The sequence below is a fragment of the Novosphingobium sp. PhB55 genome (genome assembly GCF_004368805.1).
Taxonomy (GTDB): Bacteria; Pseudomonadota; Alphaproteobacteria; order Sphingomonadales; family Sphingomonadaceae; genus Novosphingobium.
The window spans coordinates 523,188-541,372 of sequence record NZ_SODQ01000005.1 but is presented as its reverse complement, the minus strand read 5'-3'; the positions used below and the strand labels follow the sequence as shown (position 1 = coordinate 541,372).

At 66.7% G+C, this 18,185-nt stretch carries 20 protein-coding genes; 8 read left to right on the top strand and 12 right to left on the bottom strand.

What is annotated here, in order from left to right:
- Positions 1-16: 16 nt before the first annotated feature.
- Positions 17-505 (bottom strand): hypothetical protein, encoded by a 489-nt coding sequence (locus EDF57_RS15290; protein ID WP_243841077.1) that lies wholly within the window; start codon positions 503-505, stop codon positions 17-19.
- 118 nt (positions 506-623) lie between these two features.
- On the opposite strand from EDF57_RS15290, the gene EDF57_RS15285 reads away from it, so the two are divergent.
- From EDF57_RS15285 to EDF57_RS15275, 3 genes are all read left to right on the top strand, one after another.
- Positions 624-1,631 (top strand): adenosine kinase, encoded by a 1,008-nt coding sequence (locus EDF57_RS15285; protein WP_132269957.1) that lies wholly within the window; start codon positions 624-626, stop codon positions 1,629-1,631.
- Positions 1,632-1,751: 120 nt separating this feature from the next.
- A complete protein-coding gene (locus EDF57_RS15280; RefSeq protein ID WP_134094863.1) occupies positions 1,752-2,264 on the top strand; it encodes a hypothetical protein in 513 nt (170 codons plus the stop codon).
- Positions 2,261-2,671, top strand: a complete 411-nt coding sequence (locus EDF57_RS15275; RefSeq protein ID WP_134094862.1) for a hypothetical protein — start codon at positions 2,261-2,263, stop codon at positions 2,669-2,671. The genes EDF57_RS15280 and EDF57_RS15275 overlap by 4 nt, the downstream gene beginning before the upstream one ends.
- On the opposite strand, the gene EDF57_RS15270 is transcribed toward EDF57_RS15275, so the two are convergent.
- A complete protein-coding gene (locus EDF57_RS15270; RefSeq protein ID WP_208324877.1) occupies positions 2,665-3,258 on the bottom strand; it encodes a hypothetical protein in 594 nt (197 codons plus the stop codon). The genes EDF57_RS15275 and EDF57_RS15270 overlap by 7 nt on opposite strands.
- Positions 3,248-4,534, bottom strand: a complete 1,287-nt coding sequence (purD, locus tag EDF57_RS15265; protein WP_134094861.1) for a phosphoribosylamine--glycine ligase — start codon at positions 4,532-4,534, stop codon at positions 3,248-3,250. The genes EDF57_RS15270 and purD overlap by 11 nt, the downstream gene beginning before the upstream one ends.
- Before the next feature lie 5 nt (positions 4,535-4,539).
- On the opposite strand from purD, the gene xseA reads away from it, so the two are divergent.
- The 4 genes from xseA to EDF57_RS15245 all read left to right on the top strand — a co-directional run bounded on the left by xseA (position 4,540) and on the right by EDF57_RS15245 (position 8,256).
- On the top strand, positions 4,540-6,057 hold the full coding sequence (gene xseA, locus EDF57_RS15260; RefSeq protein WP_134094860.1) for an exodeoxyribonuclease VII large subunit: 1,518 nt from the start codon (positions 4,540-4,542) through the stop codon (positions 6,055-6,057).
- Positions 6,058-6,084: 27 nt separating this feature from the next.
- Positions 6,085-6,288 (top strand): DUF2093 domain-containing protein, encoded by a 204-nt coding sequence (locus tag EDF57_RS15255; RefSeq protein WP_132269946.1) that lies wholly within the window; start codon positions 6,085-6,087, stop codon positions 6,286-6,288.
- Positions 6,289-6,362: 74 nt separating this feature from the next.
- Complete coding sequence (locus EDF57_RS15250) at positions 6,363-7,184, top strand: M23 family metallopeptidase (protein ID WP_134094912.1); 822 nt, start codon at positions 6,363-6,365, stop codon at positions 7,182-7,184.
- 91 nt (positions 7,185-7,275) lie between these two features.
- Positions 7,276-8,256, top strand: a complete 981-nt coding sequence (locus EDF57_RS15245; RefSeq protein ID WP_134094859.1) for an esterase-like activity of phytase family protein — start codon at positions 7,276-7,278, stop codon at positions 8,254-8,256.
- Between the two features lie 262 nt (positions 8,257-8,518).
- Here EDF57_RS15245 and rpmB read toward each other — a convergent pair whose 3' ends face one another.
- The gene (gene rpmB / locus EDF57_RS15240; RefSeq protein ID WP_132269943.1) at positions 8,519-8,803 is read right to left on the bottom strand and encodes a 50S ribosomal protein L28; all 285 of its coding nucleotides are present in this window, start codon (positions 8,801-8,803) and stop codon (positions 8,519-8,521) included.
- A gap of 114 nt (positions 8,804-8,917) precedes the next feature.
- Here rpmB and EDF57_RS15235 point away from each other — a divergent pair, with 114 nt between their 5' ends.
- Positions 8,918-9,373, top strand: coding sequence for a nucleoside deaminase (locus tag EDF57_RS15235; RefSeq protein ID WP_132269941.1), 456 nt, complete (start codon positions 8,918-8,920; stop codon positions 9,371-9,373).
- Positions 9,374-9,380: 7 nt separating this feature from the next.
- Here the strand turns inward: EDF57_RS15235 and EDF57_RS15230 are convergent, their stop codons facing one another.
- The 8 genes from EDF57_RS15230 to EDF57_RS15195 form a co-directional block, all read right to left on the bottom strand.
- Positions 9,381-9,761, bottom strand: coding sequence for a hypothetical protein (locus EDF57_RS15230; protein WP_134094858.1), 381 nt, complete (start codon positions 9,759-9,761; stop codon positions 9,381-9,383).
- Positions 9,762-9,897: 136 nt separating this feature from the next.
- Positions 9,898-10,758, bottom strand: coding sequence for a carboxylating nicotinate-nucleotide diphosphorylase (gene nadC / locus EDF57_RS15225; protein ID WP_134094857.1), 861 nt, complete (start codon positions 10,756-10,758; stop codon positions 9,898-9,900).
- A 221-nt stretch (positions 10,759-10,979) separates the two neighbouring features.
- Complete coding sequence (locus EDF57_RS15220; RefSeq protein ID WP_132269936.1) at positions 10,980-11,777, bottom strand: LytTR family transcriptional regulator DNA-binding domain-containing protein; 798 nt, start codon at positions 11,775-11,777, stop codon at positions 10,980-10,982.
- A 46-nt stretch (positions 11,778-11,823) separates the two neighbouring features.
- Positions 11,824-12,987, bottom strand: coding sequence for a histidine kinase (locus EDF57_RS15215; RefSeq protein ID WP_132269935.1), 1,164 nt, complete (start codon positions 12,985-12,987; stop codon positions 11,824-11,826).
- Between the two features lie 63 nt (positions 12,988-13,050).
- Positions 13,051-13,770 (bottom strand): DsbA family protein, encoded by a 720-nt coding sequence (locus EDF57_RS15210; RefSeq protein WP_134094856.1) that lies wholly within the window; start codon positions 13,768-13,770, stop codon positions 13,051-13,053.
- A 102-nt stretch (positions 13,771-13,872) separates the two neighbouring features.
- Positions 13,873-15,231 (bottom strand): M48 family metalloprotease, encoded by a 1,359-nt coding sequence (locus tag EDF57_RS15205; RefSeq protein WP_134094855.1) that lies wholly within the window; start codon positions 15,229-15,231, stop codon positions 13,873-13,875.
- Between the two features lie 130 nt (positions 15,232-15,361).
- Positions 15,362-16,780 carry a hypothetical protein gene (locus EDF57_RS15200; RefSeq protein ID WP_134094854.1) on the bottom strand — a complete coding sequence of 473 codons (1,419 nt, stop codon included), beginning with the start codon at positions 16,778-16,780 and terminating at the stop codon, positions 15,362-15,364.
- A gap of 83 nt (positions 16,781-16,863) precedes the next feature.
- Positions 16,864-18,153 (bottom strand): MFS transporter, encoded by a 1,290-nt coding sequence (locus tag EDF57_RS15195; protein ID WP_132269929.1) that lies wholly within the window; start codon positions 18,151-18,153, stop codon positions 16,864-16,866.
- Positions 18,154-18,185: the final 32 nt, after the last annotated feature.

The following is an 18,185-nucleotide window of genomic DNA, read 5'->3' as shown; positions in this document are numbered from 1 at the left end:
TTCTCCCGGAAAATGCCTACTTGCGGAGCGCCGCGATGCAGGCGGCGCGATCGACATCCTGCCCGTCCGAAACCCGCCGCGCATCGATATAGGATGCGCGCGGCTCCTTCGTGGCGGCGGAAGGGTAGAGATAGACGTCCAGCAGGCACGCCTTCCCGGTGAACTGCAGCTTGCGGGCATCGCCTTCCCAGACGTTGAGCCGCGGCTCCCCGAACATCCGCACCAGTTGGCTCTCGCTCGATCCGATCACCCCTTCGGCACCGGGAATCGCCTGGAAACTGGGGTCCCGCGCGGTATGGGTCGGCTGGCGCACATTGGGTATCTGCGTGCCCCGCTTGGGCGGGTGCTGCGCCGTCGCCACGCCGCCGGACGTGCTGGCGCATCCTGCCAGCAGCACGGCAAGCCCCGCCGCGGCAACAACGCCCCGCAAGCGGGCGGTGGCGCATCGCAGGCGGGTGGGAGCGATCATCGGAATGGCGTGAAGCGCCGAACGGTCTTGGGTCATGACATCTCACCGCATTGCGCGGGCCAGTGGTGCTGTCAACTCTCGCCGCGCTTGCGAAGCGGCGGCCCGCGCGCTACTCGCGACACAACCTCCAGACAATCCAAGGACTCCTTTTCGCATGGCTCAACCCACCGTGCCGCCCACTTTCGACGTGATTGCCATCGGCAATGCCATCATCGACGTGATCGCCAACTGCAGCGACGCGCTAATCGACGAGCTTGGTCTCTCGCGCGGCGGCATGATGCTGATCGACGCCGATCAGGCCGAAAGCCTCTACGAAGCCATGGGCCCGGCCCGCGAGATTTCCGGCGGTTCGGCCGCCAACACCCTGGCCGGCCTGGCCGCGCTCGGTGCGAAGTGCGCCTTCATCGGCCAGGTCGCGGAAGACCAGCTGGGCGACGTCTTCACCCATGACATCCGCGCCGGCGGCATCGCCTTCGACGTGCCCGCCCGCCCCGGCAACCCGCCGACGGCCCGCTGCCTGATCTTCGTGACGCCGGACGGCCAGCGCACGATGAACACCTTCCTCGGCGCCTCGCACTACCTGCCCGCCGAAGCGCTGGACGAAAGCGCCGTCGCCAATGCGGCCGTGCTCTATCTCGAAGGCTATCTCTGGGATCCCGAGGAACCGCGCGCCGCGATGCGCAAGGCCATCGAGGCCGCCCGCGGGGCCGGTCGCAAGATCGCCTTCACGCCTTCGGAATGCTTCGTGATCGACCGTCACCGCGCCGATTTCCTCGACCTTATCGATACCGGCAAGATCGACGTGCTGTTCTGCAACGAGCACGAGATGGCCGCCCTTGTCGGTCATGACGATTTCGAAAAGGGCGTCGCCCAGCTCGCTCCGAAGATCCCCGTGCTTGTCGTCACGCGCGGTGCCGAGGGCGCAGTCGCGATCTCGGGCGACCAGCGCGCCGAAGTCGGCGCGGAGCCGATCGAGCGCGTGGTGGACACCACCGGCGCCGGCGACCTCTTCGCGGCCGGCTTCCTGTTCGGCCATGTGCGCGGCAAGAGCCTGGAAGAATGCCTGCAGTACGGCGCGATCTGCGCCTGCGAGATCATCTCGCACTACGGCGCACGTCCCGAAGCGGACCTTCAGGCGCTGATTTCCGAACGCGTCGGCTGATCGCTTCGGCTTCGGCTGGAAAAAGGGGCTCCATTCGCAGGAATGGGGCCCTTTTTGCATGGCGTTGACGCCGGCCTCTCCGCAGGACAGGTTGGTCCACCGTCCTCAACCGGAGCGCCCATGGCCCAGCACGATCCCGCACTGATCGACTTCGAGGCGAGTTGCCTGCCCGAATATGGCCAGTCCTATCCGATCGAGGTCGCCGTGGCGCGCATCGACGGGGAAAGCCGCTCCTGGCTGATCAAGCCCCCGCCCCGCTGGCAGACCTGGGACTGGTCCGAAGAAGCGGAATCGCTCCACGGCATCAGCCGCGCCATGCTGACATGCGACGGACTGCCGCCCGCGCAAGTCTTCGCGGAAATGGTGGCGTTCGTCGGTACGTGCGAGGTCTATTCCGATGCCGACCTCGATGGTTTCTGGCTGGAAGTGCTGTGCGAGGAACTGGCCGAAAAGCTGCCGTTCCCGATCCGCTTCCTGGGCGAATGGATGGCCGCGCGCGGCCTTACCCGAGAGCAGGTCGACGCCGCGCTGGAGGAAGCCAGGCGGCGCCTGCCCAAGGCCCATCACGCGCGCGAGGATGCCAAACGGCTCGCGCTGGTCGTTCGCCTGTTGATCGAGGAACAGCCCGCATGAATCTTCGCGAAGCCCTGCTGGTGCGCATCCACGTTCCGGTTTCGCCAGAGACCTTTCGCGCCATGCTGGCAGGCGACGTCGCCGCCGGAGAGCGCGACCCGGTCCTGGCCGCGATCCTGGCGGTCGTCCGCGCCGACAATCCGCTCGGCGATTTCGGCCTCTACAAGGGAGTCGCCGAGATCGGTCTGGGGTGGGAGAGCTTCCAGCCCGGGCCGGACGCAAGACCGGCGCTGGGCGAAGCGGCCATGACCAGCCTCTCCCCCACCGTGATCCTGTCCCTCCACGCGCCCTGCAGCGAGGAAGACCCGGAATTCCTGGAGGCGATGGACCGCATCATGGCGGCCCACCCCTGGGAAATCCCGGTGATCGAGATCGCACCGACCTGGCTGGCCGAGCGCGGTCAGTAAGTATCCGCTTGCGGCATCGCGCCGTCCCGCCCCGCCGGTTCCGACAGGGCCTGGCCCTGGGGCGCCAAAGGCTGGGTGCCAGGCTGGGCACCGGGCTGGGCTGACTGGAACCGCGCGAGGCACTCGGCCTTGCGCTGCTCGCGGGCGTCGGAATAGCTTTGCGCCGTCTGCCCCGGCAAGGCGCAGTCGCGCTCGGGCCGGATCGGCACCTTGGCCCGGCAGCCTTCCTCGGTGGCGAACAGGTTGTCGGCACAATCGGCCAGTGCCGAGACGTCGGCATCGTGCTGCGCGCGGCAACTCGCCGTCCAGCGCTGCTTGTAGGACAGCTCCGCGAAGTTCAGGCAGTCCTGATACTCCTGCTGAGCCGCTTCCTGCCGGCGCGACTGCTCGGCCTGCTCGCGCTGCTGCGCCTTGGCCACAGCGTCTTCCTGCTTCTGCCGGGCTTCCTGCTCGGCAGCCACGCGCGCTTCCTGGCGGGACGCCTGACCGGGCAGGAACACCCCGTAGTAATAGCCGACGCCGGTGCCGGCGAACACCGCCGCCACCGCCAGCGCCACCTTCAGGATCGAATCCGCCTTACTGGTCATGGGCCTTCTCGCGCGCCACTTCGCGCCAGCCGATGTCCCGGCGGCAGAAGCCGGTCGGAAAATCGAGCGCATCCACGGCCGCATAGGCCCGGCCCTGCGCCTCGGTGACCGACGCGCCCCGCGCCGTCACGTTGAGCACGCGGCCACCGCTGGAGACGAGCACGCCGTCCTTCACGTCGGTGCCGGCGTGGAACACCTTGGCGCCATCCGCCTCGGCCGCTGCAATGCCGCCGATCGCGCCGCCCTTCTCGGGCGTGCCGGGATAGCCGTTCGCGGCCATCACTACAGTCAGCGCCGTGTCGCGGCTGAAGCGCGGTGCCGCGATCGCGGCAAGGCGGTTGTCGGCGCAGGCATGGAGCAGTTCGACGAGATCCGATTCGAGGCGCAGCATCATCACCTGGCACTCGGGATCGCCGAAGCGGCAGTTGTATTCGATCAGCTTGGGGCCTTCGCGGGTCAGCATCACGCCCAGGAACAGCACGCCGGAATAAGGCGTGCCTTCGTTTTCCAGCGTCCGCACGGTCGGCGCGATGATGCGTTCCAGCACTTCGGCTTCCAGCATCGGCGTCAGCACCGGCGCCGGGCTATAGGCGCCCATGCCGCCGGTGTTGGGGCCGGTGTCGCCGTCGCCCACGCGCTTGTGGTCCTGCGCGGAGGCGAAGGGGACGATGGTGGAACCGTCGGTCAGGGCGAAGAAGCTGGCTTCCTCTCCTTCCATGAATTCCTCGATCACGGCTTCGGCGCCGGCCTCTCCGAAGCGGCCCGAGAAGATCTCGCGCACGGCTTCCTCGGCTTCGGCCATGGTCATCGCCACGGTCACGCCCTTGCCAGCGGCCAGGCCGTCGGCCTTGATCACCACCGGCGCCCCGAATTTCGCCAGCGCGGCCATCGCGTCCGCTTCGTTGGCGACGCGGTCGTAACCGGCGGTGGGAATGCCCGCGCGTTCGCACAGGTCCTTGGTGAAGCCCTTGGAGCCTTCGAGCTGGGCCGCCGCCTGGCTCGGTCCGAACACCGAGAAACCCTCGCCGCGCAGGGAATCGGCAAGGCCGTCGACCAGCGGGGCCTCGGGGCCGATGACGACCAGGCCGACCACGTTGCTCTCGCAAAAGGCGATGACGGCCGCGTGATCGGTGACATCCAGCGAAATGCAGCTTGCGACCTCGGCAATGCCCGGGTTACCCGGCGCGGCCCAAAGGGTCTCGCAGAGCGGGGATTGCGCCAGCTTCCAGGCCAGCGCATGTTCGCGGCCGCCAGAGCCCAGAAGAAGGATGTTCATTAGCCGTGCCTTTCGATGACGACGAATTCGATGATGGTCGTTCGGGTGGGCTGGTAGCGAAGCAAGCGGCCGGGGACAACGCTGCGCCGCTCTCGATCAGCGAGATTTCGAACCTTTTAAAGCGCACCGTGGAAGACCGCTTCGGCTTCGTGCGCCTGCGCGGAGAGCTTTCGGGCGTGAAGCGGGCGGCCTCGGGCCACCTCTACTGCGCGCTCAAGGACGACAAGGCGGTGATCGACGGCGTCATGTGGCGCGGCGGCGCGCAGCGGCTGGCCTTCCGCCCCGAAGACGGCATCGAGGTGATCGCCACCGGCAAGCTCACCACTTATCCCGGCCGCTCCAAATACCAGGTCGTCATCGAGACCATGGAGATCGCCGGCGAAGGCGCGTTGCTGGCGCTGCTGGAAAAGCTGCGCGCCCGCCTTGCCGCCGAAGGGCTGTTCGCGCCCGAACGCAAGCGTGAGCTGCCCTTCCTGCCGCGCGTGATCGGCGTGGTCACCTCCCCCACCGGCGCCGTGATTCGTGACATTCTCCACCGCCTGGACGACCGCTTCCCCAGCCACGTCCTGGTCTGGCCGGTCCTCGTGCAGGGCGAGGGCTCGGCGCAGCAGGTGGCCAATGCCGTGCGCGGTTTCTCCGCGATCCGGCCCGGCGGCCCGGTACCGCGCCCCGATCTGGTGATCGTGGCGCGGGGTGGCGGTTCGATCGAGGACTTGTGGTCGTTCAACGAGGAAGTCGTGGTCCGGGCCGTGGCGGAATCGTCGATTCCCGTGATTTCGGCGGTCGGGCACGAAACCGACACCACACTTTGCGACTATGCCGCCGACCGCCGGGCCCCCACGCCCACTGCGGCCGCCGAAATGGCCGTGCCGGTGCGGCTGGAACTGGCCGCCACGCTGGACGAACTGGCCTATCGCAAGCGCCGCTGCGCGCTGCGCCCGGTCACGCTCGGCCGCGAACGACTGGAAGCGCGGGTGCAGCGCCTCCCCCGGCCCGAGGCCATTCTCGCGGCCAAGGCGCAGAAGCTGGACGAACTTTCCGAACGCCTGCGCCGCGGCCTGCGCGATGAAGCGGCGACCAAACGCGAACAGCTGGGCCGCACCGCCTCCCGCCTGTCACTGCCGCTGCTGCGTCACCGGGTGGAGCGCTGCGACGAGCGGCTGACGCGCGTCGGCCTGACCGCGCGCCTGCTGACTCGCCGCTGGACTCTGGCGCGCGACAGTCTGGCACCGGTTTCCCGCGTGCTGCCGCAGCTTGACCCGAAGCGCCCGCTGGAGCGGGGCTATGTCCTTGCCAAGGGGCCGGACGGCCGCGCGCTGACCAGTCGCCAAGCGGCGGCGCGAGAATCGTTGCTGACGTTGGAATTCCGGGACGGCGAACTGACGGTCGCCGTCGGCACCGAAGCGCCGGTCCAGGCCGCCAAGACGCCTGGAACCGTCGCCGAACCGGCACCTGAAACACTGGCGTCCAAGCGCCCGGCACGACCGAAGGCGGGCGAGCCGAGGCAAGGCGATTTGTTTTGAACCGCCGGCTCTGCTAGGATTTCGCCCATGCTTATGTCTTCTGCCGACCGCCCCGCCAAGCTCGCCTACGGACCCAATGGTTTCCGGGTGCTGAGCGGCGGACACTTCGTGCTCTGCGCCGTCACCGGCGAGAAGATTCCGCTGGAGGAACTCCGCTACTGGAGCGCCGAGTTCCAGGAGCCTTACGCCAGCGCCGAAATCGCGACCAAGCGTCTCACCGCCAAGGCATGAAGGCCCGCAAGGCCTCAAGGGCATCGCTGATCCCGGCCTCGCTGGTTCTCGGCGGCCTGGCGGCTGCCGGTGCGATGCTGGCGTGGAGCGGCCTCGCGGCCCAATCGACGGCGCCGGTGGCGCCTGCGGCTGTCCCGGGCACCCTGACTTATAGCGGGGAACTCACTCAGGGCGGCTGGGTCCGCGGCAAAGTGCCTGCCGGCACGAGCGCTCTGGCGCTGGGCGGCCAGCCGGTGCAGATCGCGCCGGACGGCACCTGGTTCGCCGCCTTCGACCGCGATGCCGGCACCATCGCCACGCTGACGGCCACGCTGGCCAACGGCCGCCGCATCACACAGCCGATTTCCGTCTCGCCGCGCGCCTGGCAGATCGAGAACGTCAATATCGCCCGCAAGCCAGGCGGCCCGACCGAAGCCTTCATGGCCCTGCGTCGGCCCGAACTGGACCGCATCAATGCCGCGCGGGCGATGAAGACCGACGCCCAGGGCTGGCGCCAACATTTCATCTGGCCCGCCAAGGGCCGCATTTCCGGCCGTTTCGGATCGCAGCGCGTCTATCGGGGCGAGCCCGGCGCCTATCACTCGGGTCTCGACATCGCCACCGGCACCAGCGGCACGCCTTTCGTTGCCCCGGCCGACGGCGTGGTGATCCTGGCCGCCGAGAAGCCGTTCACGCTCGAAGGCAACCTGCTGATGCTGGACCATGGCATGGGCCTCAACAGCGCTTTCCTGCATTGCTCCGAGATCCTGGTGAAGCCGGGCGAACACGTCCGCCAGGGCCAGGTGATCGGCAAGATCGGCATGTCCGGCCGGGCCACCGGGCCGCATCTGCACTGGTCGATCAAATGGAACGAGGCGCGGCTGGACCCGATCCTCTTCACCGGCCCCCAGACCTGAACCGATGAGATTGCGCCGATAATATCGGCAATTCCGCAGGGCTGCAGCGAAAGCGGGTTGCAGCCTTCGCCGGAATGCTTATCCCGCCCTTGTGCGCCGCACCATTGCCCTCCTCGTCCTGCTGTCCCTGCTGCCGCTGACCTGGGGGCATGCGCCGCAGCACAAGAAATTCAAGACATTCGAACTGTCGTTCGAGCAGTTACCTCTGCCTGCAGCCCGGCGCGCCGACCCGCGTCTGGGATCGTTCAAGCTGGAGGAAGTCTGGCAGGCGCATAGCCGCACCCACTCCTTCGGCAGCTATTCCGCGCTGCTGCTGCGGCCCGGCGGCATCATGCTGGCGCTCAGCGATTCGGGCGGGTTTCTGGAATTCAGGGCACCCGGACAGTCGCAGGCGGAAAGCCGCATGGGCGACCTTCCCCTCTCCAAGGATGCGGACAAGGCCGCGCGCGATGTCGAATCGGCCACGCAGGACGAAACCGGCATGATCTGGCTCGGCCTGGAGGGGCGCAACGCCGTCTACCGGATGAATCCGGACTACGAGATCGAACGCCGCGCCAGCCCGCCGGTCATGGCGGACTGGGGGGTCAATTCCGGCCCCGAAGCGCTCACGCGCCTTCATGACGGGCGATTCGTGCTGCTGCGCGAAGGGTATGTCGGCTGGAGCGATCACCTGCACCAGGCCGCCCTGTTCGGCGGCGATCCCACTCTGAACCCGAACGGGCAGGGCTTCACGCTCGATTCGCCTGCGGGCTTCAGCCCCACCGACATGGCGCAAATGCCGGACGGCCGCTTGCTGATCCTGATGCGGCGCCTGATCTGGCCGATGCCGCAACGATTCGCCGGCCGAATCGCGATCGGCGATCCGGCGGACATCCACCCGGGCGGCACCTGGAAAGTCACCGAGGTTGCGCGGCTCTCGTCCGACCTGCCCATCGACAACTTCGAAGGCATCGCAATCGCCCCGCAGGAGAGCGGCAAGCTGACCGTCTGGCTGATCTCGGACGACAACTTCTCCCCGCTCCAGCGCACGCTGGTGTGGAAGATGAGCGTCGACCCAGCCAAACTGCCGTAAGCCCAGCCGGACTGCCATAGGCATAGTCTCGACCGAACCGGTATTCGCTGCCGCGCGGAAACGGCTTCCGCCTGCTCTTGAGACAACAGGAACCGAGCCCCGCCATCAGCGGCGCGGCGGATTCACGGAATTCAAGAGGAATGGGCGCGCTCCCAAACCGGGAAACCGATCCCAGCCGGGCATGCGAAAAGGCGCGCAAGTCAAGCTTGCACGCCTTTTTGCGAAACCGTGTTCTTCACGCTCCCCGTAGGGAGCGGGAGAATCAGGCGGCCTGCTGCTTCTTCAGCTCGCGCTTCACCTTGACGGCGCGCGCGCTCAGCTTCGTGTCCGAAGTCTTCAGCAGCCAGTTGTCGAGGCCACCGTTGTGCTCGACCGAACGCAGGCCGTGGGTCGAGACGCGGAACTTGAAGCTGCGCTCAAGACCGTCCGACAGCAGCGTGACGTTCTGAAGGTTGGGAAGGAAGACGCGCTTGGTCTTGTTGTTGGCGTGGCTGACGTTGCAGCCGACCTGGCGGCCCTTGCCGGTCAGTTCGCAGATGCGGGACATGTCTACTCTCGCTCGAAAAAGTCTGTGGCCGTAAATACGGGAAGGCGCGCCCTTAGCGATTCCCCGGGTGAAGGTCAAGTTGCGCACAGCTTTTTGAAGGTCTAGCGCATGGCCATGACCCGCTGGCCCCTGCCCGAATACATGGAACTCGCCCTGGCGCAAGCCCGGGAAGCCGCCGATTCCGGCGAAGTGCCGATTGGCGCAGTCGTCGTGAAGGACGGAAACGTCATCGCCACCGGCCGCAACGGCCCGCGCGAGCGCCACGACCCTACCAGCCATGCCGAAATCGAGGCGATTCGCGCCGCGGCGCTGATTCTCGGCAATGAGAGGCTGGAGGGATGCGAGCTATGGGTGACGCTGGAACCTTGCGCCATGTGCGCGGGCGCCATCGTCCACGCGCGAATCGCCCGGCTCTACTATGCCGCTTCCGATCCCAAGGGCGGCGCGGTTGAGCATGGCGCGCGCGTGTTCGAGCACGACCAGTGTCTGCACAAGCCGGAAGTCTATTCGGGAATCGGCGAATCGGAGGCCGCGGAGATGCTCCGCAGCTTCTTCCGGGCGAAACGGTGACCGGCGACTAGCTGAAAATGCTCTGGTCGTCCGGCGCGATGCCGCCCTTGCGGGCGAACCAGGCGCGGGCATCGCTGCGGAACAGGAAAGCCACTGCGGCGACCTGAAGCACGGTGATGACCAGCGCGAAAGCCATGTTCCCTATCCCGCGTTCGGCAAGGACCGGGACCATGGGGATCGTCACGAGCATGCCCAGCACCGTCATCACCGTGAGTATCCACCTGGCCGCGTTGCCTGCCCTGCGGGAAATGAAGAACCACAGCGCCAGCATCAGCGCAAAGCTGAAGACCTGAACGCCCACGATGAAGCCCATTCCCAGCCCCGAGCGTGCCAGCCTGGGATCGGCAAGCGTGTCCTGCATCGACAGGACGGCATTCACCCCCGCCAACGCCAGGGAGCCGAGAAAGAATCGATCGAATTGAATGATGGAATTCGGACGCAAGGCGGTGTCCCCCGTTTCCCCTCCCCCCTTTTGGGCGGGGTCGAGGGAGCATGACGGCGTGCACTCCCGTTCGCAACCGCTTCTAAAGCGGCGAGAAATCCAGCCCGATATCGGCCGCTGGGGCGCTCTGGGTGAGGCGGCCGACGGAAACGTACGTCACGCCCGAAGCGGCGATGGCACCGATCGTGGAGAGATTGACACCGCCCGAGGCTTCGGTCGGCACCCGGCCGCCAACGATCGCCACGGCCTCGCGCAGGGTATCCGGCACCATGTTGTCGAGCAGGAGGTGATGCGCGCCGGCGGCGATGGCGGGTTCGATCTGGTCGAGATGGTCCACCTCGCAGATGATCTGCGCCACGCCCGCCGCCTTGGCGCGCGCCACCGCCGGGCCGACGCCGCCCGCCACCAGGACGTGGTTGTCCTTGATCATCGCAGCGTCCCACAGGCCCATGCGGTGATTGCGGGCGCCGCCCATGCGGGTCGCGTACTTTTCGAGGTGGCGCAGGCCGGGAATGGTCTTGCGCGTGTCGAGCAGCGTCGCGTGCCCTTCCATGGCATCCACATAGGCCCGGGTCATCGTCGCGATGCCGGAGAGGTGCTGGACGGTGTTGAGAGCGGAACGCTCGCCGGTCAGCATGGCGCGGGCATTGCCGGTGAGGCGCATGAGCTTGGCGCCGGGTTCGACCGGGGCCCCTTCCTCGACGAGAATCTCGATCTCCATCGCGGGATCGAGAGTGCGGAAGAAGGCCTCGGCAAGGGGCAGGCCGGCGACGGTGATGGCATCGCGCGAATCCATCACGCCGGAGAACCTGGCCCCGGCTTCGATCACGCTTTCCGAGGTAACGTCATGCCCGCCACCCGGAAGCCCCACGCCGAGGTCCTCGGCAAGCGTTGCATCGACGAAGGCGGCAAGGTCGAAACCCGGGATCGCGAATGTGCTCATGCCCGCGTCTTTCGCGCGTCGCGACGGGGTTGTCGAGTATGGAAGAGAGGATTCGCGCAGAGACGCAGAGGAACCGCGCTCGCGGCGAAGCCCGCCTTTCTCCAGAGCCTAGCCCCGATGGCGCGGCAGCGGAAAAGGGCTGCGCCGCAGACTATCCTCTCCGCATCCCAGCGTGAATGGAGAATGCGGAAAAGCCCGCGGGCCTTTCCGCATTCCCGGGATCAGTGAACGAAGCGCGCGATCACGTCGCGGTAGGATCGGCTGACCTTAACCTGCGCGCCCGAATCGAGCACCAGGAAGCATTCGCCATTGGTATGCGGCTTGACCTGGCGGACCTGGTTGAGGTTGACGATGGTCGAGCGGTGGACGCGCTGGAACACGCGCGGGTCGAGGCGGCGTTCCAGGTCCTTCATCGTTTCGCGCAGGATCAGCGAATTGTCGGCGGTGCGGATGCACATGTAGTCGCCGGCGGCTTCGATATGCTCGATCGAATCGACATCGATGCGGAAGATCTGGCCGCGATCCTTGATGTTGATGAGCTTTTCGTAGCGGTCCGCGTTGGGGTCGCTTTCCTCGGGGATGTGCTCGATCGCGTCGGGGGCCACTTCGGCCAGCACGGTCTTGAGCTTCTCCGCCTCGTCCGACGAACGCTTCTCGGCCAGGCGCTGGCGCACGCGGGCAAGCGTATCGTCCAGCTTGGTCTCGTCCACCGGCTTCATCAGGTAGTTGACCGCATTGGCCTCGAAGGCGCGGACCGCGTGCTCCTGATAGGCGGTGACGAAGACGAAGAGCGGCGGCTCGATCTCCATCACGCCCTTGACCACCGAGAAGCCGTCGAAACCGGGCATCTGGATGTCGAGGAAGACGAGATCGGGCTTTTCGGTCTTGATCTTGCGGATGGCCTCGCGGCCGTTCGAGCAGGTATCGATGATCTCGACATCCGGATACTTCTCCAGACGAAGCTGAAGGCCCTGGATGGCGAGTTTCTCGTCGTCGACGAGGATCGTGCGAATGGTCATCAGTTATTGTCTCCGGCCCGGCTAACGCACGTGGGCCAAATATGTTTCATCGCGCGGCGAAAACAGGCTGCCGCGGCTGCTCGTGCATGTCTTCCGGGGTGGGTTGGCGTTCGGCGGGAAGTTCGATGAGTACGGCGAATCCGCCTTCGATCGGCTCGATCGTCTCGAATCGATGATGCTCGCCATAAGCCTGGGAAAGACGGTCGCGGATATTTGCCAGGCCAACGCCAGTGGAGACCGGCTCCCCTCCATCGTAAGTCATGCCCGACAACCTGTTGTCCGTCGTCGGACTTTGCAAGCCCGGCCCGGTGTCCGAGACGGTGATGCGAAGCATCGGCCCGACGAGTTGCGTGACGATCGTGATCTCAGCCCCGGATTCCTGCGGTGTCACGGCATATTTGATCGAGTTTTCGACCAGAGGCTGAAGCAGCAGCGAGGGCAGGAGACAGGTCTCTGTTTCCGGGTCGATGTTGAAGGTGGTGCGCAGCCTCTCCTCGAATCGCATCAGTTCGATATCGAGATAGAGCTTCAGCGTTTCCACCTCGAGCGCCACCGTGACCTGGGCGGACGGCTTGTTGATCAGGGTGTAGCGCAGGAAAGAGGACAGCCGGCTGAGCATGGCATTGGCCGGCTCGGTCTGCTTCAGCAGGACCAGCGTGGAAATCGAGTTCAGCGTGTTGAACAGGAAATGGGGATTCAACTGGTAGCGCAGCATGGCGAGCTGCGCCTGGGTCGCCTGATTCTCCAGCCGGATCATCTGGTCGTTCTGTTCCTCCACCTGGAGGTAGAAATTGATGGCGTAGTAAAGCGCCGACCAGGCGCCGAGCAGCGTGGCGTCCAGATAGAAGACGCCGATGAACAGCTGCGCGAAGCTGGAATCGCTGTCCGTGCGGTAAAGCGAGATCACCCAGGCATCGATGAAGGCGTGGAGGCCCACCGCGAACGGCAGGATCATCGCCGTCAGGCCCCAGGTCACCAGGGCGCGACGGGTGATCAGCGCGCGATAGACGACGGACAGCACCAGCGAGATCGAAAAGCCGGTAACGGTCGCGATCAGCACCAGCACCAGATAGGACAGGGGCTGGGCATTGGCGATCGTGGACATGGCGCGAAGCAGCATCGCGCCGCCCCAGCCTACGAACTGCAGGCGCCAGAAGGCCTTGTCCTTGTTGGCGAAGAAAGGAATGGGCTGGATCGGCAGGACGCTCATTCTCGCTTCCTAGCCGAAATCATGCCCATGCGGAAACAGCCGATAATTCCGCAAGTCGACTTGTCAGTTCTTCTTGTCGCCCTTGGGTTCGGCGCGCGCCTCGGAGACCGCCTCGGACAGCTGGTCGAAACCGACCGCGCCGGAGATCAGCCGCTCGCCCGCTACCCAGCTTGGCGTACCGCTGAAGCCAAGGCGTCCGGCAATGTCCATGTTGCGCGAAAGCTCCTGCGCCACGGCGGGCCCGGCGGCGACCTTACGGGCGCGCTCGATGTCGAGGCCGGCCTTCTGCGCCGCGGCATCGATGCTCTGGGCATCGACCTGGCCCATGGCGAACATGGCATCGTGGAACTGCGGGAACTTGCCCTGTTCAGCCGCGGCCAGCGCCATCTTCGCGGCGGCGGGGCTTTCGGGGCCGATGATCGGCAGTTCGCGCACGACGATGCGCAGATCGGGGTTCTTCGCCAGAAGCTGGGCCACGTCGGGCAGGCTGCGGCGGCAATAACCGCAGGCATAGTCGCTGAATTCGATCAGCGTGACCTTGCCGTTCGGATTGCCGAGCACGGCGCCGGGGAACGGCGTCTCCACGTTCTGGCGCACACCGGCCAGTTGCTGGCTGGCCTGCTTGCGCTGCAGGTTGTCCATGGCCTGGGGCAGGATTTCGGGGTGTTCGAGGATATAGTCGTGAACGACCTTCTCAACCGCCACGCGGCCGCCGAACCAGCCACCGACGCCGATCAGCGCGATGCAACCGGCGATCGCTGCGAACTTCGTGCCATTACCCATCGTCGTCGAGAATCCTGTCAATTGAGCACTGCCCTTAGCGGGCTATGAGAACCGCGGCCAGAGCCGAAGGTCCGCCCCGGACTGCGACCTGGGACGGGGCATTCATCGCCGCTTCTTGCGCTGCAGTTCGGCGCGGGCCTGCATCTCGATATCCTGCGCCCGCAGCCAGTCCGGCGTGCCGGTGGGCAGCCCCGCTTCGGCGGCCTGCGCGCTCATCAGCGCGGCGTCCATCTGGCCGGTCAGGGATTGCTGCTCGGCACTGGCCAGCCGGGCGCGCGGCATATCGCCATTGGCGGCGTAGATTGTGCCGAGCTGGTACCAGGCGAAAGGATTTTCCCGATCCCGCGCGACGGCGTTTTTCAGCACCGTCTGCGCCTCGGCGAAATGGGCGGAATCCTCGGTGGCGATCAGGGCATGGCCGAAGAGCGTGGCGATCAGCGGCTGGTAGCCGGTCAGTTCCGTGGCCTTGCGCAGCGGCACCAGCGCTTCGGCCGCCTGCCCCGCCTCCAGCAGGATCTGCCCTTTCAGCTCAAGGAAATAGGGATCGTTCGCATCGACCGCCAGCAGCGCATCGGTTTCGGCGCGCGCACGGTCGAGCTGCGACTGGCGGTGGAAGGCATAAGCGCGGGCGTAGTGAGCCGGCACCGAATTGTCCGTCTCGGGATAGACGCGGAACACATCGCGCGGCTCGGCCAGGTAGCCGAACAGCTTGGCCTTCATCCGCATGAACCGCTGCTGGAGCTTGGCATCGTCCGGCTTGGCCCAGGCCGGGTCCTTCTCGTAGACGTCCTGCAAGGTCTGGATACGGTCACCGGTGAGCGGGTGGGTGGAGTAGAACTCGTCCCCTTCCTGCGGCCGGTATCCATAGCGGAATTCGAGATTCTGCAGCTTCTTGAAGAATTCCACGGACCCGCGGCCGCTGATCCCGGCGGCGGAGAGATATTGCGCGCCGGCCGCATCCGCGGAGGCTTCCTGCGAGCGGCTATAGGCCAGGTACTTGCCCATGGCGGCCTGCTGGCCGGCCATGATGACGCCCATTGCCGCCTCGCCGGCCCCCGCTGCGGCGGCGGCCGCGCCCAGCAGGAGCGAGAGGATGGAGATGTTCGATGCCGGCTGCGCGCCCTGGTTGAGCACGGCATGGCCGCCGGTGACGTGGCCCAGCTCGTGCGCGATGACGCCCTGCACTTCGGCGGCGGTATCGGCCTGGTTGATCAGCCCGCTGTTGACGTAGACCGCCTGCCCGCCCGCCACGAAAGCGTTCACCGAGGAATCGTTGACCAGCACGATGTCGACATGGTTGGGATCGAGCCCCGCCGCCGTGATCAGCGGGCGCGACATGTCCTTGAGCAGGGCCTCGGTCTCTGCATCGCGCAGGATCGACTGCGCGCTGGCCGGAGCGGCGGACCAGCCGAGCAGCGCCAGAAAGCTCAGGAGAAGTGCGGCAAATCGCGCAAAGGGCATGCTCTACTCTGGGGCCTTTCGGCCTGAACCGGTGCTGAAGACGCTTGTCCGTCCGGATCGGGCAACTGCCGAATCAAGCCCTCAGCCTAGCGGCGGCAAGCCTGCTGGCAAGAGCGCTCTGCGCTGCGGATCATCCCAGCAGGTGCCGGGCAGCGCGGCCGAGCAGGGCCTCGTCATCGGCCACTTCGCCCAGCAGGACCAGCTCGCCCGCCTCGTTGCGCCGGGCCACCAGCACGGTGAACTCGCCCGAGCGGCCAAGGTCTTCCATCGGCAGGGGCTGAAGGGCGCGAAGTCCGCGCGCCACGCGGTCGCGGCGCGATTCGGCGGGGGCCGCATCCCGGTCATCCTCGCGGCGGAGGCGGCGTTCGTCGCGGACCAGGGCCTTGATGCCGCCGTCCGCCCCGGCGATGTGCGGGGCCAGCGCGCCCTGTTCGAGGCCCAGGCGGCGGCCATGGGCGATGACGGTGGCGAATTCGGTGAGGCGCGTCTTGTCGTAGTCGGCACCGAAGACGAGCTTGACGAGCGGCATCAGCGGCGCCCGCTCCTGCACTTTCAGCCCGGCATCCTGCACGAGTTCGGCATAGTCCTCCGGCGCCTGCTCTGCGGCCAGCGCAAAGTCGTAGGCGCGGCCGAGCGCCGCATAGAGCGCCTGACGCGAGCGATCCTCCGCGCGGTGCGCTGCCTGTGCCAGTTCGCGCGCCGAAGCCAGCCAGTCGGCCAGCTCCATGTCGGCCGTAAGTTCCAGAATGTCCGAATCCGCGAGGTCCGGGCCGGGGGGGCCGTCCTCCGGGAGTCCGGTATTCAGGCCGGTAATCAGCCCGGCTTCGACGAGGTCCAGCGCGTGGGGCGCGGCGCTGCCGAAGCTCACGGGCGGAAGCGCGAAGGCGCCGTCCGCCGGGCCGTCCGCCCATTCCGTCAGCGGGGCCGCCGCGCGGGGCAGCGGCAGGCGATCGATGGGATCGGCCGGGCCAGTCGCCGGCTCCATGCCGGTTGGCGAACCGGCCTGCTCCTTCCAGTTGATGACGCCGTAGATACAGTCGATCGCCAGGTGGTGGCGCGAGAACGGCAGCAGGATACCGCGATAGAGGATCGTGGCGCCGCGCTGGTTCACGAACTCGGCCTCGAATCCGACGGGAGCCTGATTGGCCAGGATCTGCATGTAGTGATCGGTGATGCGGGACAGCAGCGAGCGACTGGGTACGTCGTCCAGCCGCTGGATGGCGCCGTCCGTGCCGCATTCCTGCGCCAGTTCCGCCCCCAGCCAGGCGATCTCGGGATTCTCCAGCCCTTGCGAGAAATCGAGCAGGACGCCGTGCGGGCCGAAATCGGGCAGGGCTGCGGGATCGAGGTCGGCGACATCGGGGAAGGCGCGGTCTCCCAGCAGACTCGCCCAGAAATTGTAGGCACGCACCTGCATGCGCCGCTCATCCTGGGCAAAAACCGGGCTGGGGGTGATGGCAGGCGCGAGGGCGGGCGCTTCGGCATAGTTGCCCCAGGTGCCGATTGCCGGCTCGTCCCCATCGGCAAACCCGCCGCGCAACCTGTCCATCGCTAATCCCCGTTGATCCTTCCGCCTCCTTGTGAGGGGCCATGGTGAAATAAAGTTTAAGCCGCCGAAAAGGAGGCGTTCCGTTATTTCGGACGCAGCACGCCTTCGCCCAGGCGCGGCAGCGGTGCGAGGAAGCGCAGGATCACGAAAGAGGCGATCAGGAAGACGGATGCCGCATGGAGCGCGAAGGCCAGGCTCTTCCAGTCCGCGAACATGCCCCAGGTCCAGGCGCCCAGCGCCATGCCGCCGAACGTGACGGCCTGATAGATCGACAGGCACCGCCCCAGGATCTCGTCCGGGGAGCGAAGCTGGACCGCGGTGTTGAGCGTGGTGAGGATCAGCACCCAGGCGCTCCCGGCCACGAAGGCCGCGGGCAGTGCCCAGGTCAGCTCATGCGCCGCGGCAAGGGCCCAGAACGAGAAGATGAACATCCCCGAACCCAGCGCGAGGATGCCTTCCAGCCCCATGGCGTGGCGAATCCTGCCGATGAACGGCGCCGTGGCGATCGAGCCGATGCCGAACAGCCCCAGCATGACGCCGAAGTCGATCTCCGACCCGTGCATCGAATCGTTGACCACGGCGGGAAGCAGACCCTGGTAGGCGGCCAGGCTGAAGCCCAGCGCGAAACCGCGGATCAGCAGGCGTCGCAAGGGGCCGTTGCCGAAGCAGTAGCGGATGCCCACGCCCACGGCGGGCAGGATCGGCCGGCGGTCGATCTGCCGCGCCTCGGGCCGCCACCAGAGCAGCACGCCGATCAGGCCGACGTAACTGACGGCGTTGATGGCAAAGGCGAAGGAGACGTTCCACAGCGAGATCAGCAAGCCGCCCACGGCAGGGCCGATCGAGCGGGCGATGTTGAACGAGATCGAGTTCAGCGCGATGGCCTGCGGAAGCTGGTCCCGCGCGACCTGCTGGCGGACGGAGGCCTGCCACGCCGGCGAATTGAGTGCCGTGCCGGTGCCGACGCTCAGCGTGAACGCCAGCAGGAGGAACGGCGTCATCCAGCCGAGCCAGGACAGCACCGCCAGCGCGGCCGAGACCGTCAGCATGCCGATCTGCGCGGCCAGCATCACCAGGCGGCGGTCGTAGTTGTCGGCAATGGCGCCCGCGAAGACGCCGAAAAGCATGATCGGCACCGTGGCCGAAGCCTGCACCAGCGCCACGAGCTGGTGCGAAGTGGTCAGCTCGGTCATCAGCCAGGCAGCGCCGACGCCCTGGAGCGTGGAGCCGATGTTCGAGAAGAGGTTGGCGATCCAGATCGCCCGGAACACGGGATAGCGGAATGGCGAGAACGTGCCGTGCACCGGCTTGGGCACGAGCCCGGCAGTGGCCGTATCCACCACCTCCTCGACGATGTCCTCTTCCCTGGTCATGAAGTATGCCTGTTCACGAATCGGGGTTAGGC

Coding starts and splice junctions, on each gene's coding strand:
- EDF57_RS15290 (WP_243841077.1), bottom strand. CDS start 505: ATGACCCAAGACCGTTCGGCGCTTCACGCCATTCCGATGATCGCTCCC.
- EDF57_RS15285 (WP_132269957.1), top strand. CDS start 624: ATGGCTCAACCCACCGTGCCGCCCACTTTCGACGTGATTGCCATCGGC.
- EDF57_RS15280 (WP_134094863.1), top strand. CDS start 1,752: ATGGCCCAGCACGATCCCGCACTGATCGACTTCGAGGCGAGTTGCCTG.
- EDF57_RS15275 (WP_134094862.1), top strand. CDS start 2,261: ATGAATCTTCGCGAAGCCCTGCTGGTGCGCATCCACGTTCCGGTTTCG.
- EDF57_RS15270 (WP_208324877.1), bottom strand. CDS start 3,258: ATGACCAGTAAGGCGGATTCGATCCTGAAGGTGGCGCTGGCGGTGGCG.
- purD (WP_134094861.1), bottom strand. CDS start 4,534: ATGAACATCCTTCTTCTGGGCTCTGGCGGCCGCGAACATGCGCTGGCC.
- EDF57_RS15255 (WP_132269946.1), top strand. CDS start 6,085: ATGCTTATGTCTTCTGCCGACCGCCCCGCCAAGCTCGCCTACGGACCC.
- EDF57_RS15250 (WP_134094912.1), top strand. CDS start 6,363: ATGCTGGCGTGGAGCGGCCTCGCGGCCCAATCGACGGCGCCGGTGGCG.
- rpmB (WP_132269943.1), bottom strand. CDS start 8,803: ATGTCCCGCATCTGCGAACTGACCGGCAAGGGCCGCCAGGTCGGCTGC.
- EDF57_RS15235 (WP_132269941.1), top strand. CDS start 8,918: ATGACCCGCTGGCCCCTGCCCGAATACATGGAACTCGCCCTGGCGCAA.
- nadC (WP_134094857.1), bottom strand. CDS start 10,758: ATGAGCACATTCGCGATCCCGGGTTTCGACCTTGCCGCCTTCGTCGAT.
- EDF57_RS15220 (WP_132269936.1), bottom strand. CDS start 11,777: ATGACCATTCGCACGATCCTCGTCGACGACGAGAAACTCGCCATCCAG.
- EDF57_RS15215 (WP_132269935.1), bottom strand. CDS start 12,987: ATGAGCGTCCTGCCGATCCAGCCCATTCCTTTCTTCGCCAACAAGGAC.
- EDF57_RS15210 (WP_134094856.1), bottom strand. CDS start 13,770: ATGGGTAATGGCACGAAGTTCGCAGCGATCGCCGGTTGCATCGCGCTG.
- EDF57_RS15205 (WP_134094855.1), bottom strand. CDS start 15,231: ATGCCCTTTGCGCGATTTGCCGCACTTCTCCTGAGCTTTCTGGCGCTG.
- EDF57_RS15200 (WP_134094854.1), bottom strand. CDS start 16,780: ATGGACAGGTTGCGCGGCGGGTTTGCCGATGGGGACGAGCCGGCAATC.
- EDF57_RS15195 (WP_132269929.1), bottom strand. CDS start 18,153: ATGACCAGGGAAGAGGACATCGTCGAGGAGGTGGTGGATACGGCCACT.